The organism is Deferribacter abyssi, assembly GCF_049472655.1.
Taxonomy (GTDB): domain Bacteria; phylum Chrysiogenota; class Deferribacteres; order Deferribacterales; family Deferribacteraceae; genus Deferribacter; species Deferribacter abyssi.
Window position 1 is genome coordinate 1 of record NZ_JAQNCS010000019.1, and the last position, 17,134, is coordinate 17,134.

Genomic DNA, 17,134 nt, shown 5'->3' on the forward strand with positions numbered 1-17,134 from the left:
GATTTTAGAGAACTGGAGTCACTCCATTTTTTATTGCTTGTCTAATATATATACCAAATAGTTACATGTTATTGTTTATGGAAAAATATTTTCTTTATTTTCGCAAAGCATCCGGTTTTGCTCCGAGGCAAGTTCCTATAAAATGTTTTTCTTTCCATAAACAAGTTCAAACAAAGTTTTCCAAAAAATTGGATGACTCCATGGATAAAAATAGTTTACAATTTGTTATAATTTACTATAAGATTTATAAATTGGAGAGGTGCCGGAGCCTGGCTTATCGGGCCTGACTCGAAATCAGGTGTACCGCATTGCGGTACCAGGGGTTCGAATCCCCTCCTCTCCGCTTACAATATTAATATCTAAGGTTTAACAAAAATCATAAAATATCTTCCCGCTCTCAAACATTATGTACAAAAATTTCAAAAGATTTTATGTTTATATTGACATATGTTCATAATTTATTATTTTCTTTCACAAAAGACAAAAAGGAGGTTAGTTGCTATGAAAGTAGTGGTAATTGGCGGAGGACCTGGAGGTATTCAGGCAACAAGAACAATAAAAATGCATAATCCTGGCATTGATGTGACAGTAATTAGACCAGAACCTTATAGTGTAATTTATTGCGCTCTTCCATACGTTATAGAAAATCTTGTAGACAGAGAAAAAATAAGAAAAAATGATGAATTAGTTACGGGTGTCGGAGCAACTCTAATAAAAGATAAAGCGACAAAAGTAAATTTTGATAGTAAAACTGTTTATACAGAAAAAAGTGGAACATTTTCTTATGACAAACTTATTATTGCCACAGGAGCAAATCCTTTTATCCCTCCTATCCCTGGTAATAATCTACGTAATATAGCAACAGTAAAAACGGAAAATGACTTAGAACATATTTTAAAATACTTAGAATCAGGAGCAAAGAAAGCTGTAATAGTTGGTGCTGGAAATATCGGTATCGAAATGGCTGTTGCAATGCAAGAAAGAGGATTAGAAACATACCTCATTGAAATGCAAAATAGAGTATTACCAAATTTATTAGATAAAGATTTTTCTAAATATCCGGAAGAAGACATCCGAGAAAAAGGGATTAATTTGCTTCTAAATACAAAAGTAGAGGCTCTTGAAGGTCAAAAATATGTTGAAAAAGTAATACTATCCACTACTGATAAGACAATAAATTTGGGGGAACATGATCTAGTAATTTTTGCAGTGGGCGTAAAAGCAAATGTAGAAATTTTTAAAGATACGAATTTGAATATTGATAACTTTGGTATAGTTGTAGATGCCCATATGAGAACCAATATAGAAGATGTATATGCCGTTGGAGATGTGGCATCATTCATCTCCTTTATCGATAAAAAACCAATAGGTGGCAAGCTCGCCACAAATGCTGTTCCAATGGGTAAAATTGCAGCTTACAATATTCTAGGAAGAAATTATAAATATCAGGGATTTATAAATGGTGCCATCACAAAAACAGTTAAATGGAGAATGGGTGGTACAGGCTTTACAGAAGATGTAGCTAAACAACGTGGTTTTGAGACCATCTCAGCTGTGGGAGAAACTACAACAAGATTTCCGATTATTCCTGGGACTAAAAAAGTGTATGTAAAACTTATTGCTGACAAAAAAACTAAAAAGATTATTGGGGGGCAGGTAGTTGCAGGTGAAGGGGTCCCAGGTAGAATAGATACTATTTCACTAGCTATACAAAACGAAAATACAATATATGATCTTTTTAATTTTAGCTACTGTGCACAACCATTCCAAACTTTTTTCCCTGCTAACAACGCAATTACAATGGCAGCAGAAAAACTAATAAATTATTTTGAAAAAACTAATAAGTAAATTTGAAAGTTATCATGTATATAAAGTCTAGAGACGAGTTGATTTTCATAAACTCGTCTCTAGACTTTTATCAATCTGTTATGTATTTAAATGTATTCTTAATGCTCAGGTAAAGTTCTTACTTTTACAAAATGTTTACTAAACAAATCTATTGCCAAAGATTTAATATCTTCAACTTTTACACTTTCTATGTTTTTTTCATAATTCAAATAATAATCCTGAATCTCGTGAGTAAAAGAATATCCTATATCATTTGCCTCAGAATTAGCTTTTTCTCTTTGAAATAAAAGCTGCGAAACAAGCCTCTTTTTGGCCTTTTCTACGTCCTTTTTAGAGATATCTCCTTTTTTTAAGTTATTAATAACTTTCCAAAGCTCTTTTTCACTATCTTCTAATTTATCAGGCAGACATGTCAAATAAAATGTAAAACTTCCATCATATTTCAGTCCCATATAACCACCGTATACGGATGTAACCAACTGTTTTTCATATTTAAGTTTTCGATTTAGCAATGAAAATTCACCACCTGAAAGCACCTCAGTTAAGACCTCAGCTGCATATATTCTCTTGTCAGTTAGAGGAAAAGCTTTAAAACTAAGAGCCATATATACCTGAGAAACTTTCTTATAAAAATCTTTTTCAATATCCTTATCAAGCTTTACAGGATTAAAAGTCTTTTGTTTTCCAGCTTTTACTGGTTTTATCAAATTAAAGTATCTATTAGCCAATTTTTCTATTTTATCTTTAGTAATATCACCTACCACTACAAGAATCATATTTTGAGGATGATAAAAATGATTGTAGTAATCAAAAAGTATTTTCTGATTGAATGACTTTATGTTTTCTTCTGTCCCAATAACTTCAATAGAATATGTTGTTCCTTTATACAAATAATTTGATAAAGCTACCCACATATCATAAGTAGGAGAGTCATACTTTCTTCTAATTTCTTGAATTACCACAGGTTTCTCTTTCTTAATTTCATCAGGTAAAAATTTCGCTTTAAAAACCATTTCACTAATTACATCAAATGCCAACTCAGCATTTTTTGAAGGAATTGTGATATAATAAAACGTATAATCTTTGCTTGTGGCAGCATTCATTATTCCACCATGAGACTCAACTATTTCATCAATTTGAGATGGCTTATACTTTTCAGTCCCTTTAAAAACCATATGCTCTAAAAAGTGCGCAATACCATTATTAAATTTATATTCATTTCTTGAACCTGTCTTCATCCATAGCTGAACAGATACAATTTTTATATCTTTCATATACTTATAAACTACAGTTACACCATTTTGTAATTTAAAAACATCGACAGCCAAAGCACTCCCTCCATAAAGAATTGTGAATATAATAACAAATAAAATTCTTTTCATTTTTCACCTCTAACCACACAAAGATAACATATCTAATTTATAGATTAATTAATATATTGTTTGTTCATCACAATCTAATATTAATACTAAATTTTTTAGTCCACATAAAAGAATAGCCCCTTTTATAAGGGGCTATTCAAATAGATTACACTAATCACACTGCTGTAGTTTAAATCGACTTACAATACCCCTTAATGTTTGAGCTAATTCTTTTAATAATTCTGCCTGTCTATGATTTTCTTGAACTATTGCTGTGTTTTCCTGAGCAACTGTTGCTATTTCAGTCATATTATTAGAAATTTCTTGACTTGTTGCTGATTGCTGCTCTACAGCTGATGCGACTGCAGTTATTTTATCCGCTACATCTAATACACCGTTGATTATTTCTTCAAGACTCATTTTAAGATTACCAACAAGCATAGAGCCTTCCTCGGCTAATTTAGAACCTTTATCCATATGCACAACAGATGATTTCACTTCAGTTTGAATCGATTTAATCATTTCGTCTATCTCACCTGTAGCTTTAGCAGTTCTTTCGGCTAATTTTCTTACCTCATCAGCAACAACAGCAAATCCCCTGCCATGTTCACCTGCTCTTGCAGCCTCGATAGCTGCATTTAGGGCGAGCAAATTAGTCTGATCCGCAATATCTGAAATAACCTGTAAAATTTCGCCTATCTGCTCAGATGATTTACCAAGTTCTTTAATCTTTTCTGCTGTAGTAATTACTGAATCAGACAAGTTTGTTATTCCATCCACAGTTTCATCTATCACTTGCCTTCCAGTATCCGCTGCATCTTTAATACTTTCAATCTCATTACTTATTTCTTCTAAATTTTGAGATATTTCACTTATTGTAGCAGTCATTTCCTGAACTGCAACTTCTACAGAAGATATCCTCTCAGTCTGTGTTTCTACTCCAGAGATCATTTGATTACTGGATGCTGCTAAAGACTCAGCAGATTGCCCCAACTCTTTAGATGAGGAGTTCACTTCACACAAAGCTTTATTCATTTGATCAACCATACTATTCACATTAATAATTATTCTACCAATTTCATTTTTACGCTTTACCTCTAATTTTTGAGTTAAATCACCTTTTGCAATCTTCTTAAAAAGCTGCTCAAGATCATTAATAGGATTTAATAAATTAATTCTAAAAATAACTCTCAAAGTAATAAGCAATACTAATACCACAATTATGCTGACTGTAAAAAAGCTTAATTCAGCAGATTTAACAACATGCCCCAAAAACTCATCCTCATAGCTTCCACCAGCAATAATCCAATCTCTTGGAGCATAATATGTATAAGCTACAATCTTATCCTTCCCTTCCCATTTATAATGGATTACTCCATTCTTATTTTTAATCATCTCTTTAACAAAATCATATTTAGAAATATTCTTCCCTTCATATTTCTTAGAAGGATGCACAACTAAAACACCTTTTGAATTCATAATGTAATAATAGCCTGTTTTACCAATTTTCAATGTCTTAACACTCTTCTTTACATCCTCTAAAATATCATCTTGAACCTTATTAGCAACTTCCATTAACTCTGACTCAGGTATCGTTAAAACTATAATCCAATCAAGTTGTGGCAAATACCTAAAAGCAGCATATACTTTTGGATGTTTAGGATCTGTACTCCTTTCATAAATAATCACACCATTTTTTTCTTCTAATATCTGGTCAATATGTTTTTTACCTTTTAAATTCTTACCCTGCTTTGTGGGATGTACTACTAATGTACCATTAGAATCCAATGCATAAGCATAACCGCTCGTACCTATTTTTACTTGTAAAATTTCTGTAGCCAATTGAAATCTTATAACTGTTGGTGTCATCCCTACAGAAGTAAAAGTTGAATAGAGTTTTGTTAGTGTGCTCTTTAAAGATTGAACTCTTTCTGTCAAATCAAATAAAGCATCCTCTTCTATTTTTTTTCTAATATCCTGAGTAGTTTTATCAGTAGAACTTAAAAAATCCTTTATTGTTCTAACTTCTGCTGTTAATTGCACACCAACTTCTTTACTAAAATGCTTTTTCACATTCTTAATAACAAAATATCCTGTAATAATAAATCCCATTACAAGAATAACTACTAGCAATATAAAGATCTTAGTAGAAATATTCATATCCACCCAAAATCTTTTCGAATCCTGTTTTTTAATCACACAACTCCTCCTTAATTGTATTTTTTTACTACATACCCTAAATCAGACTATTTTCTTAATAAAGGAAAACCTTTTTCTTCCCTTGATTGTAAATACTTTTCAGCACACAATTTAGCAAGATTTCTTACCCTTGCAATATAACCTGTTCTTTCTGTCACAGATATAGCATTCCTAGCATCTAGCAAGTTAAATGTATGGCTACATTTAAGACAATAATCATAAGCCGGAAGAGGAAGATTCTTTTCAGCTAACCTAATACACTCTTTTTCATACATATTAAATAATGTAAAAAGCATCTCTATATCAGCTTCTTCAAAATTATATTTAGAAAACTCTACTTCATTACTATGATATACATCCCCATAAGTTACTTTATCATTCCATTTTAAATCAAATACAGAGTCAACCTTTTGAAGGTACATAGCAATTCTCTCTAAACCATATGTAATTTCACCAGAAACAGGATCAAGGTCTATCCCTCCAGCTTGTTGAAAATAAGTAAACTGTGTAATTTCCATACCATCAAGCCAAACCTCCCAACCAAGTCCCCATGCACCAAGTGTTGGCGATTCCCAGTCATCTTCCACAAATCTTATATCGTGTTCCAAAGGTTCTATTCCTAAAAACCTTAAGCTATCAAGATATATTTCTTGTATGTTATCAGGAGATGGTTTTAAAATTACTTGAAATTGATAATAATGCTGCAGTCTATTAGGATTTTCACCGTACCTACCGTCTGTTGGCCTTCTACTAGGCTCAACATAAGCCACATTCCAAGGCTCAGGCCCAAGACATCTTAAAAATGTAGCCGGGTTGAAAGTCCCTGCCCCCACCTCGATATCGTACGGCTGATAAATTATACACCCTCTCTCAGCCCAAAATTGCTGAAGCTTCAAAATCACATCTTGAAAATACATAATTATTAACCTCCAAAAACAATAATTTCTATTTATTTTTTCTTTTTGCGTTAGCAATCAAAGGAAGTGAATTTAGTTTTATAAAACCTGTAGCATCGGATTGATTATATGCTCCCAAATCATCATCCATAGACACAAGTAGTTGATCATAAAGAGAGTATTTTGACTCTCTACTAACAATAGTAATATTCCCCTTATACAATTCAACAGTCACTTTACCACTTACATATTTTTGAGACTCTTCCACAAACGCTCTCAAACAGTCCATTTCACTGCTAAACCAATATCCGGCATACACCAAATATGCAAATCTTGGCATCAATGTATCTTTTAGGTTTATCAAACTCCCCTCAAGAGTAAGGCCTTCAAGGTCTCTATGAGCAACCATTAAAATAGTACCACCAGGTGTTTCATACACTCCTCTCGACTTCATCCCTACAAATCTACTTTCTACTATATCAACTCTCCCAACACCATGTCTACCGCCTAAATCATTAAGTTTTTTGAGTAAATCTGCAGCATTCAGTCTTTCTCCATTTACAGCAACAGGAACTCCTTTTTCGAATTCTATCTCAATTTCCTCTGGCACATCAGGAGCATCTTTCGGATCAACAGATAGCTCAAACATGTCTTTAGGTGGCCTCATAGCTGGATCTTCCAATATCCCAGCTTCAAAACTTATATGCATTAAATTTTCATCTGAGCTCCAAGGTTTGTCTTTAGTAGCCTTTACAGGAATCCCATATTCTGCAGCAAAATCCATTGCCTCTTTACGTCCTTTTATTTTATTGAAAAATTCAGGAATTCTCCATGGTGCAATAACTTTCAAATCAGGAGCAAGGGCAGCCACTGATAGCTCAAATCTCACCTGATCATTACCTTTACCAGTAGCACCATGTGCCACATATTTTGCACCAGTTTTTCTTGCAATCTCAACCATCCCTTTTGCAATAACAGGTCTTGCTAGAGATGTCCCTAGTAAATACCTTCCTTCATATACAGCATTAAACTTTATAGATGTAAACACAAAATCTTTAACGAATTCTTCTTTCAAATCAAGGATGTAAAACTCTTTAGCTCCTGATTTATATGCTTTTTCCTCCAAAGCTTCCAAATCATCCCTTTGTCCCAAATCAGCAACATAAGCTACCACATCATAACCTTGCAAATCTAACCATTTTAAAATCACTGATGTATCAAGCCCACCAGAATACGCTAAAACAACCTTATCTCTACTCATTATATATTTCCTCCTTATATAATTATAATGACTTAATTATTTCACACATTTTTGTCAAACTGCTCAAACAACCACTTCATAACAGCCTTTTGCACATGCAACCTATTCTCTGCTTCATCAAAAACTATTGAAAACTTTGACTCAAAAACATCTTCTGTAACTTCTTCACCTAAATGAGCAGGTAAACAATGCATAAAATATGTTTTTTTACCCGTAGCAGCTATTAAATCAGAATTAACTTGGTATTTTATAAAAGCTTTTTTTCGCTCTTCTGTTTCATCTTCAAACCCCATGCTTGCCCAAACATCAGTATATATAAAATCAGCATTTTTTACTGCTTCATAAGGATCAAAAGTTGTCTCAACAATAGAACCTGTTTCATTAGCTATATCCTTTGCCTTAGCTACAATTTCCGTTAAACACTGATACTGTTCTGGCGTTGCAATAGATATATCAATACCAAACTTTGCACAACCAATCATCAATGAGTGTGCCATGTTGTTACCATCCCCTATATAAGCCAGTTTAACTCCGTCGTATTTCCCCATTTTCTCGTAAATAGTCATAATATCCGCCATCACCTGGCAAGGATGAAATTCATTCGTTAGCCCATTGATAACTGGTACAAAGGCATTTTTTGCAAACTCTTCTATCCTAGTGTGTTCAAAAGTTCTTATCATCACCATATCTACATATCTTGACAGTGTCCTCGCAGTATCTTTTACACTTTCTCCTCTACCAAGCTGAATATCGTTTTTACTTAAAAAAAGTGGATAACCTCCCATTTCTACCACACCAACTTCAAAAGAAACTCTTGTCCTAGTTGATGATTTTTCAAAAATCAATGCAACTTTTTTATTTTCAATATACTTTCTAAAAATACCATTTTTCCTCTCTTCTTTTAATTTTAAAGCAAGAGAAATAATATCTTTCAACTCACTAGGACTAAAATCGATTAATGTTAAAAAATCTCTTTTCACTATTACCCCCACAATCTTTCTATAACATTCTTAAGTTTCTTAATACACTCATCAATTTCCTCATAGCTTACAATTAAAGGAGGATATAATCTAACAACATTATCACCAGCAGGGACACAAAGTAAATGTTCATTATGACACTCATCTATAAAATCAGTATTTTTAACACCTTTTAAAGATACACCAATTAATAACCCTTCCCCTCTCACTTCACCTCTATCGTCAAATATCTTTTTCAGTTTTTGTTTAAAATATACCCCTTTCTTCTTTACATCATCTAACAATTGATCATCCATAAGCTCTAAAACTTTTTTACCAACAGCACAAGCTAAATAATTCCCACCAAAAGTTGAAGCATGAGTTCCTGGTGTAAAATATGTTGCAAATCTATCATTCGCTATCATAGCACCAATAGGAATACCATTGCCAAGCCCCTTTGCTAACGTCATTATATCTGGTTCAATTCCATAAATTTGATAAGCAAATAAATAGCCTGTCCTCCCTACCCCCGTTTGCACTTCATCAAAAATTAACAATACATCCATTCTATTACATAACTCTCTCACTTTTTGCAAATATGTCCTATTTGCAGCTATAATACCACCCTCTCCTTGAATAGGCTCTAACATCACCGCCACAACATCCTCATTCTTAACAACCTCATAAAGAGCATCATAGTTATTAAAAGGAACTGACACAAAAAAATCTAATGTTGGTTCAAAACCTTTTTTAACTTTATCTTGACCCGTTGCAGAAAGAGTAGCTAATGTACGCCCATGGAAAGAGTTTGTCATTGTAACTATTTTATATTTTACGCCTTCATATTTTCTATTCCCATAAATTCTGGCCAATTTTATAGCAGCTTCATTAGCCTCTGCTCCAGAATTACAAAAGAACACTTTGCCACCAAAACTTTTTTTTGAAATTATTTCTGCCAATTCCTCTTGAAAAGGTATTTTGTAAAGATTAGATGTATGTAACAGTTTTTTTGATTGCTCACAAATAACTTTACTTATCTCACTATTGCTATGTCCAAGATTTGTAACAGCTATACCTGAGGCAAAATCAAGGTATCTATTCCCTTCTCTATCAAAAAGATATGAACCTTCGCCTTTCACAAATTCAAGTTTATATCTATTATAAGTGTTCATTACATAGCTCATCTAACACCTCCAGACAAAACTTTATAATATAAAAGGCAAAAATTATAAAGTTTTTTATATTAACCATTAGACATTTTTTCAAATAATTGTTGAATTAAAAATTTAATTTGATAGAATCTTTTGGTAAGCAACATTGAAGAGGTATAAATGATTGACAAGAAAACAATTTTTCATAACACCAATGAAATAGTTAATAAATTTATTAATGAATTAAGATTTGAAGTAATTTACAAAGAAAACTTATTCCCTTTGGAAATTGACAATACAACACTATTGCCTACACTCAATTCTTTCAAAATCCTGATTTCATCTGCTCTTACAGGGGTTAAAACCATCGCTTTTTATCATAAAATACCTGACATTAAAAAAATCTATTTGATTAATAGTCCATTTTTAATCATTTCTAGGACATTACCTGATACTATTCAATTACCCACAATTTTCATAAAACAAATCAATTTATTGACAAAGCATTTAATGATTGCCTATAAATTGTCGTCAGAGACAAAACTCCCTGTCAACGTAGTAATATCACCATCGATCTTAAATAACATTACTAAAGATGTTGAACTAGAACCAGAACATACAATTATCAAACCTTATTTAACCTTAAACAATTTAATTTCACCTACTCGAGAAGAACTTTTAGAACACTTTCAGTTAGCAGAAACAATTTTAAATCAAGAGATTAAAACACATAATGTACCTGATACTATTTCATTTTATAATAACAATTATGATTTCATACCATACCTAATTCCTCATATAAAAAATCACTATTTAATCAATATTGAGAAAATAAAAATCATCAAAGTGTTTCAAAATGAACTTTATTTTTTCGAAAATTTATTACACGACTATAACTTCAAAATTGACTTGAAAATACATCCTACACATGAAAATGTTTCAGTCAAAAAATACCTTTGCCCAGGTTGTCCTTTTGTCAGTATTAAAGAGTTATTAAATAACAATTTGTTTATTTTTAGCAGTATAAAATGTGACATAGTCTCCAATATGTTTAACTTAAAACATTTATCATTTTCTGAGTATTATGGCCTGACTTTAAAATCTTTACAAAAAGACACTATTTTCATAGGAAACATTTCAGAAATAAACCACAATTTAGTCAATGAGTTAAAACCGCATCAGAGAGTAATACTTTTATTAGATACACAAAACGAAGCTTACATATCTATACCAAAAATAAAAAAAATAAAGAAATTACCTCAATCTAACTTTATTTTTCCTTACTCTTGCGAAAATATCCCAAAGCAAAAACCTTTAACAATTAAAGAAAAAAAATGTAAGTGTCTTTCACAAAACGAATCACCTGAATGTATAGAAAAAACAAACTGCCCAGCACTTTTTGAAACAGATAATAAAAAAATCTCTATAAATAGTTCCCTCTGTGTTGGATGCACATATTGTAAACTTTTTTGCCGTTATGGAGCAATAAAATGAATCTAATAATAACATTTTATTATTTAAACAAGGATCTTTTTTCAGAAATACTACCAATCATGATCGAAACATTTGAAAGCGCAGACTATCTTGTTGAAACAAATGGACTCTACAACTTTACACCTCCATTCCCTTATGCTTTTTCATTAAAACTACAAGGTAGTAATAAAAAAGAATTTAAAACATATATAGTTGACATGGATAATACATTAATCGACAAAACAAACCTCTCATCTTTTAATATAAAACTGCTTAACAACAATCTGCATTACTGGAGTATAATTGGCAGTTTAATAAAATCGTTTCCAGATACATCTCCTGCTTTCTTTACTGGCTACCTAACAGATAAAAATAAAAAAGAAGAACTTTTACTGTTTAGTAGTTCAAGACCTATTTCAAACCTAATGAAACTTCATCAAATATAATTGCTTGAAATTTATATATATTAACATCTGTCTTTTTCCATTCATCAAAAGGGAGTCCAGCCTTCATACACGTATATGATAAAAACTCATACTTGTTCCATCCATGCTGCACAGCCACCTGAGGCAATAAAACTCCACTGAAAAACCCTTTAACAACATATAAACCATCTTTTCCTACAACGATTTCTTCTATATCCTTAACCTGCTGCATTGGCGTCAAAACAGAAATTTCTATATTTATATTTTCAAGTTCATCTTGTCTTATAGATGTAAATCTAGGATCATTAAAAGCAGCTTCTATAGCCATATCTCTTACATTGAATACAATATTTATATCATTCCTAAAATTACCAATACATCCTTTTAAATTTTTGTTTTTATCATGTAAAGATACAAAACAACCTGACTGAAAGTTTAACTCATGTGGAATATCTTTAGGCTCAAAAAGTTTTTTACAAAACTTATATTCTATACTTCTTCGTGCAACACCTAATAAATACTTTCTTGATTCTTCGCTTAAGCTTATCATAAGCAACCTCCTGTGGAAAAACTGTTGAATTCAAACAAAACATTTTCTTTACAATATTAAGAACTTGCCATATATCCTATTTTTTATTTTAATTATCAATTAATTATACTCAATTCTTAAAAACTCAACATCATATTGTCAAGAACTTTTTACAATTAATATATTGTGGAAACTCTGTGTAGTAAACTATATATTTTTTATTCAACTTACTATTTTTCATAAATTTCTTTACTCGATTATTTTTTAATCAAAAAAACAAACCTGATTTTTTCCTTTATTTTTCGCTTGATACATAGCTTTGTCAACCATATCTAAAAGCTCATAAATTCTTTCAGAACTTTCTGGGTATCCCACAATACCTACACTTACCGTAATATTAAAATTTTTACCTTTATCTGTAAAAATCGGTTTTATAGCAATAGATTCCTTTAATCGTTCAGCTAATTTTATCCCATTTTCTATAGGAGTCTCCACAAGACATATCATAAATTCATCACCTCCATACCTACAGGCAAAATCTGTTCTCCTAATATTTTTCTTAATTTCTTCTGCAATAAGAAGAATTACACGCGTTCCATATTTATGACCATATGTATCGTTTATTTTTTTAAGATCATCAGAATCTAGCATTATCAATGTAAAGTTTTTATTGTACCTAACAGACCTATAATACTCATCTTCAAACTTTTTAAGAAACCCCTTTTGATTTAATAAGCCAGTCAAATCATCTGTTATAGATAATTCGTTTATCTTATCATATAAACTTAAAAACAAATACCTAGCAGTCAAGGCTGAAATAATTAATGATATATATATAAAACTGAAATCTGAATAAAAATCCACATTTAAAAAATAAATATCAAATCCGTATAATCCTATAACAAACAACAATTTTAGAAAATAAAATTTTGAATGGAAAAATAAAAACACAATTGCCAAACATTGAAAATATAAAAAAGCAGTTTTCGAAAAATATGTCAAAAACCCTAACAGTATGATAAATATAATATGAAAAATATATTCATCTATATCATCAATATATTGTATAGTTACAATACAAAATAACAAATAAAGAGTTGTAATCATTATTAATTTATTATCTATATTGTTACTTACCTCAAATATCAAAATAAAAACAGAAAATAATAAAAATAAAAAATTTCTACGCACATAATTGATCATAACTATTATTTAGCACAACCCAATAAAAAAATAAATAAAATATAACTGCTTCATAATAACATATTTTAAACAATGTTTTAATTTTTGAAGTTATATATTCCTAACTTAAACAACTATCATTTTCTATAACTACTATCTAATAACATTATATGTATATTGTATACAATCTAATTGACAAACAAAAATAATTATGTTAGTTTCAAGTTAAATTTAACATCGTTTGTATCTTAAAATAAAAAAGGGGTGTAAGATGCCAAGAAAAGATCTGTATGTGTATCCCAAAAAAGTTTCTTATCGTAAACACACCGGAATGGTAGCATGGTTGCTACACAGAATAACCGGTGTAATATTGGGCCTTTACCTGATTTTTCATATTTTAGGCAAATCAGGTGTTGCTGAATGGTTTACCAGCATTACGGCTAATGCAGGAGTAAGAGCTGTAGTCTTTTTAACATTCATTTATCACGCATTTAACGGTTTTAGAATTGTTCTGCTTGACTTTGGAAACGGAGCCGAAAAGGAAGTCTTTGCAAAACAGTTTATGGTTGTTATTTTCTTAGTAATAGTAGTATTTATCATAGGCGCTATACCTATATTTTCATAAGGAGGAATCAGTATGAAACAGTATAAGTTCATGGGTTCAAGCGACAAAGGCGTTTTTGAATGGTTAATGCAAAGAATATCTGGTGTAATTCTTATCCTAGTTATTTTTATACACTTCTTTTCCATGATAAAAAGTGGTGAATGGGGACTTCAAAAAATTGTTCTCGGACCTCTTTTTGCATTTGGTATTTTTCACACTTTGAATGGCTTCAAAATGATTACAGACGACTATGTTTCAAGCCCAATTTGGAGAGCTATTATTCTTGCTATTTATTGGATAGTTGGTATTACTTTAGCTATTCTCGCTTTAAGTGTTGTTTCATCTTTATAAAAAATTTTGTGAGGGGTAAAAGATATGTCTGTGAAAGTAGAATATCATAAGTTTGATGTTGTAATAGTTGGTGCAGGCGGTGCAGGTCTCAACGCTGCACAGGTTGCTTCCCAATATTGTAGAACCGCTGTTATTTCTGAAGTATATCCAACAAGAAGCCATACAATTTCTGCACAAGGTGGCATCTCAGCTGCCCTTGGTAATTTAGAGGAAGATCATTGGCATTGGCATATGTTTGACACAGTTAAAGGTTCTGATTACCTTGCTGACCAAGACGCATGCGAATATATGACAAAACTTGCTCCAGAAATGATTATAGAGCTTGAGCACATTGGTCTTCCTTTCAGTAGGACACCTGAAGGTAAAATTGCTCAAAGACCTTTTGGAGGTCATACTGCAGAGTTTGGTAAAAGACCAGTAAAAAGAGCATGTTATGCTGCAGACCGTACAGGTCATGCTATGCTTCAAACATTATATGAGAAATCTGTAGCTCAAGGTACACATTTTTTTAGTGAATTCTATGCACTTGAGCTTTTAACAAACGAAGGTGCCGTAAACGGTGTGCTTTGCTGGGATATCCAAAATGGAGGATTTCATATTTTCCATGCCAAAGCTATAGTTTTCGCAACAGGAGGTAGCTGTAGAGTTTATAAAACAAATTCAAATGCTCACATAAATACCGGAGATGGTTTAGCTCTTGCAATGAGAGCTGGATTCACATGGAGTGATGCAGAATTTGTACAATTCCACCCAACAGGAATTTATGGAGCTGGGAACCTTATCACAGAAGGAGTACGTGGTGAGGGTGGATATCTTTTAAATGCAAATGGCGAAAGATTTATGGAAAAATATGCACCTACAATTAAAGATCTTGCACCAAGAGACATAGTATCCCGTTCTATGATGAGAGAAATATTAGCTGGACGTGGTGTTGGACCTAACAAAGATCATATTCTATTAAAAATTGATCATATAGGTGCTGATGCTATCATGGAAAAATTACCAGGTATTCACGAGCTTGCTCTAGTCTTTGCAGGTGTAGACTGTACAAAAGAACCAATTCCTGTCGTACCAACTGCTCACTATCAAAACGGTGGTATCCCTACTAACTACTTAACACAGGTTGTCCTTGGAACTATGGATAAACCTGAAGAACTAGTTCCAGGTTTCTTTGCAGCTGGAGAATGTGCGGCAGCATCAGTTCATGGTGCAAACAGATTAGGTACAAATTCTCTTCTTGACCTTGTAGTTTTTGGTAGAACAGCTGGTGAACAAGCTGCTAAATGGGCTAAAGAGAACCCTCTAGTGCCATTAAAAGAAAATGCTGGTGATTTTGGCATAAAAATTTTACAAAAATTTGCTAATGCAAATGGTAAGTACACATTTGGACCAATTTACAATGAGTTAATTGAAACTATGCAAATGAATGTTAGTGTTTTTAGAACAGAAGAATCTCTTACCAATGCACTAGAAAAAATTGAAGAATTACAAAACAAAATGGACGATTTCAAATTAAATGATAAATCTAACATTTATAACCTTGAGTTGATCGAAGCACTTGAACTTAATAATATGTTATTAGTTGCTAAAGCTATAACAAAAGCTGCACTAGAAAGAAAAGAATCACGTGGTGGTCATTATAGAGATGACTATCCAGATAGAGACGATGAAAACTTCCTAAAACATACAGAAGTTTATTCTGATCCTGAAGGTCGCAATGTTGAAATAAAATACCGTCCAGTAAGAATGAAACCATTAACAGTGGATCCATTCCCACCAAAACCAAGAGTATATTAATAGGGGGCGATGATTATGAGCAAATATGTAACTTTTGAAATATTTAGATACGACCCTGAAAAAGATAAAGAACCATACTATCAATCATATAAAGTTGAAATACGTAGAAAAGGTATGCTAATATTAGAAGGTCTGAATCAAATTAAATGGGAACAAGATCCTACACTTGCATTTAGGAGATCATGTAGAGAAGGAGTCTGTGGCTCCGATGGTATAAATGTTAACGGTGTTAATATGCTCTCATGTATTACAAAAATTGAAGATTTGGGTACTGACCATATTGTAATACAGCCATTACCTGGAATGCCTGTGATGAGAGATCTTGTTGTAGATGTAACAGACTTTTTTAATAAATTTATTACAGTAAAACCATATTTAATCAGAAAATCTCCAACACCTGATAAAGAATACTATCAATCACCTGAAGATAGGAAAAAGCTTGATGGACTTTATGAGTGCATTCTTTGCGGTTGTTGTTCATCATCATGTCCATCATATTGGGCTGATAAAGATTACCTTGGACCAAATGCATTCTTAAGAGCATGGAGATACTTAGCTGACTCAAGGGATGAAGGTGCTGATGAAAGATTACCTATACTAAACGATAAACATGGTGTATGGAGATGTCATACTATCTATAATTGCGTTGAAGCATGCCCTAAAGAACTGAATCCTACAAAAGCTATTGTAGAAATCAGAAGGATGTTAATGAATAGAAACTATTAAGAAAGCGGGCTTGAAGCCCGCTTTCTTTTTATCATCTTTTAATTTTATTTTTAATCTTTAAAATTCTATTGTTCTCATATGCGAAGTTTTCAATATCAGCTAAAAACCTTCCAGGATATTTACTAGAATAAAAACTGGCTGGTTTAATACCAAATATTACGTCAAATAAATCATTATCAAAAATTTTTTCTAAAAACTCATTAAACTCTTTAATTTCATTTAATGTATAATTTTCTGGAACAAATTCTTGTACAAAATCTTTTAATAGTAGTTCATTCTCCAGCATAGCACGCCTTGAAGCTAAAAAAACACATTTTTTATACTCTATACTTTTCTTCACATTCATATTTTTCCTCTATTTTTGCCTTTTAA

The 17,134-nt window shown here is 31.9% G+C and carries 16 protein-coding genes and 1 tRNA gene; 8 read left to right on the forward strand and 9 right to left on the reverse strand.

Annotated elements, in window-relative coordinates; all coding sequences use genetic code 11:
• The first annotated feature begins 253 nt into the window (after positions 1-253).
• Positions 254-343 (forward strand) — tRNA-Ser (locus tag OWK30_RS10050).
• A 158-nt stretch (positions 344-501) separates the two neighbouring features.
• Positions 502-1,848 carry an FAD-dependent oxidoreductase gene (locus OWK30_RS10055; RefSeq protein ID WP_423326111.1) on the forward strand — a complete coding sequence of 449 codons (1,347 nt, stop codon included), beginning with the start codon at positions 502-504 and terminating at the stop codon, positions 1,846-1,848.
• Between the two features lie 98 nt (positions 1,849-1,946).
• Here the strand turns inward: OWK30_RS10055 and OWK30_RS10060 are convergent, their stop codons facing one another.
• The 6 genes from OWK30_RS10060 to OWK30_RS10085 form a co-directional block, all read right to left on the reverse strand.
• Complete coding sequence (locus OWK30_RS10060) at positions 1,947-3,230, reverse strand: M16 family metallopeptidase (RefSeq protein ID WP_423326113.1); 1,284 nt, start codon at positions 3,228-3,230, stop codon at positions 1,947-1,949.
• A 150-nt stretch (positions 3,231-3,380) separates the two neighbouring features.
• Positions 3,381-5,408: a methyl-accepting chemotaxis protein gene (locus OWK30_RS10065; RefSeq protein ID WP_423326115.1), complete on the reverse strand. Its 2,028-nt coding sequence runs from the start codon at positions 5,406-5,408 to the stop codon at positions 3,381-3,383.
• A 47-nt stretch (positions 5,409-5,455) separates the two neighbouring features.
• Complete coding sequence (gene glyQ, locus OWK30_RS10070; RefSeq protein WP_423326117.1) at positions 5,456-6,325, reverse strand: glycine--tRNA ligase subunit alpha; 870 nt, start codon at positions 6,323-6,325, stop codon at positions 5,456-5,458.
• Between the two features lie 28 nt (positions 6,326-6,353).
• Positions 6,354-7,565 carry an argininosuccinate synthase gene (locus OWK30_RS10075; protein ID WP_423326119.1) on the reverse strand — a complete coding sequence of 404 codons (1,212 nt, stop codon included), beginning with the start codon at positions 7,563-7,565 and terminating at the stop codon, positions 6,354-6,356.
• Positions 7,566-7,606: 41 nt separating this feature from the next.
• Positions 7,607-8,545, reverse strand: coding sequence for an ornithine carbamoyltransferase (argF, locus tag OWK30_RS10080; RefSeq protein WP_423326121.1), 939 nt, complete (start codon positions 8,543-8,545; stop codon positions 7,607-7,609).
• A 2-nt stretch (positions 8,546-8,547) separates the two neighbouring features.
• Positions 8,548-9,708 carry an aspartate aminotransferase family protein gene (locus OWK30_RS10085; RefSeq protein ID WP_423326123.1) on the reverse strand — a complete coding sequence of 387 codons (1,161 nt, stop codon included), beginning with the start codon at positions 9,706-9,708 and terminating at the stop codon, positions 8,548-8,550.
• A 147-nt stretch (positions 9,709-9,855) separates the two neighbouring features.
• On the opposite strand from OWK30_RS10085, the gene OWK30_RS10090 reads away from it, so the two are divergent.
• A complete protein-coding gene (locus OWK30_RS10090; protein ID WP_423326125.1) occupies positions 9,856-11,169 on the forward strand; it encodes an indolepyruvate ferredoxin oxidoreductase subunit alpha in 1,314 nt (437 codons plus the stop codon).
• Positions 11,166-11,594: a hypothetical protein gene (locus OWK30_RS10095; protein ID WP_423326127.1), complete on the forward strand. Its 429-nt coding sequence runs from the start codon at positions 11,166-11,168 to the stop codon at positions 11,592-11,594. Before OWK30_RS10090 ends, OWK30_RS10095 begins: the two co-directional genes overlap by 4 nt.
• Here OWK30_RS10095 and amrA read toward each other — a convergent pair.
• Both amrA and OWK30_RS10105 read right to left on the reverse strand, forming a co-directional pair.
• A complete protein-coding gene (gene amrA, locus OWK30_RS10100) occupies positions 11,560-12,123 on the reverse strand; it encodes an AmmeMemoRadiSam system protein A (RefSeq protein WP_423326129.1) in 564 nt (187 codons plus the stop codon). The genes OWK30_RS10095 and amrA overlap by 35 nt on opposite strands.
• A gap of 243 nt (positions 12,124-12,366) precedes the next feature.
• On the reverse strand, positions 12,367-13,305 hold the full coding sequence (locus OWK30_RS10105; RefSeq protein WP_423326131.1) for a GGDEF domain-containing protein: 939 nt from the start codon (positions 13,303-13,305) through the stop codon (positions 12,367-12,369).
• Positions 13,306-13,555: 250 nt separating this feature from the next.
• Between OWK30_RS10105 and OWK30_RS10110 the strand changes: the two genes are divergently transcribed.
• From OWK30_RS10110 to OWK30_RS10125, 4 genes are read left to right on the forward strand one after another with little or no spacing between them, the layout of a single operon-like run.
• On the forward strand, positions 13,556-13,909 hold the full coding sequence (locus OWK30_RS10110) for a succinate dehydrogenase, cytochrome b556 subunit (RefSeq protein WP_423326133.1): 354 nt from the start codon (positions 13,556-13,558) through the stop codon (positions 13,907-13,909).
• A gap of 12 nt (positions 13,910-13,921) precedes the next feature.
• Positions 13,922-14,239: a succinate dehydrogenase, hydrophobic membrane anchor protein gene (locus OWK30_RS10115; RefSeq protein ID WP_423326135.1), complete on the forward strand. Its 318-nt coding sequence runs from the start codon at positions 13,922-13,924 to the stop codon at positions 14,237-14,239.
• A gap of 24 nt (positions 14,240-14,263) precedes the next feature.
• Positions 14,264-16,036, forward strand: coding sequence for a succinate dehydrogenase flavoprotein subunit (gene sdhA / locus OWK30_RS10120; RefSeq protein WP_423326137.1), 1,773 nt, complete (start codon positions 14,264-14,266; stop codon positions 16,034-16,036).
• A 15-nt stretch (positions 16,037-16,051) separates the two neighbouring features.
• Positions 16,052-16,762 (forward strand): succinate dehydrogenase iron-sulfur subunit, encoded by a 711-nt coding sequence (locus OWK30_RS10125; RefSeq protein WP_423326139.1) that lies wholly within the window; start codon positions 16,052-16,054, stop codon positions 16,760-16,762.
• A 31-nt stretch (positions 16,763-16,793) separates the two neighbouring features.
• Here the strand turns inward: OWK30_RS10125 and OWK30_RS10130 are convergent, their stop codons facing one another.
• Positions 16,794-17,108 carry a succinate dehydrogenase assembly factor 2 gene (locus OWK30_RS10130; RefSeq protein WP_423326141.1) on the reverse strand — a complete coding sequence of 105 codons (315 nt, stop codon included), beginning with the start codon at positions 17,106-17,108 and terminating at the stop codon, positions 16,794-16,796.
• Positions 17,109-17,134: the final 26 nt, after the last annotated feature.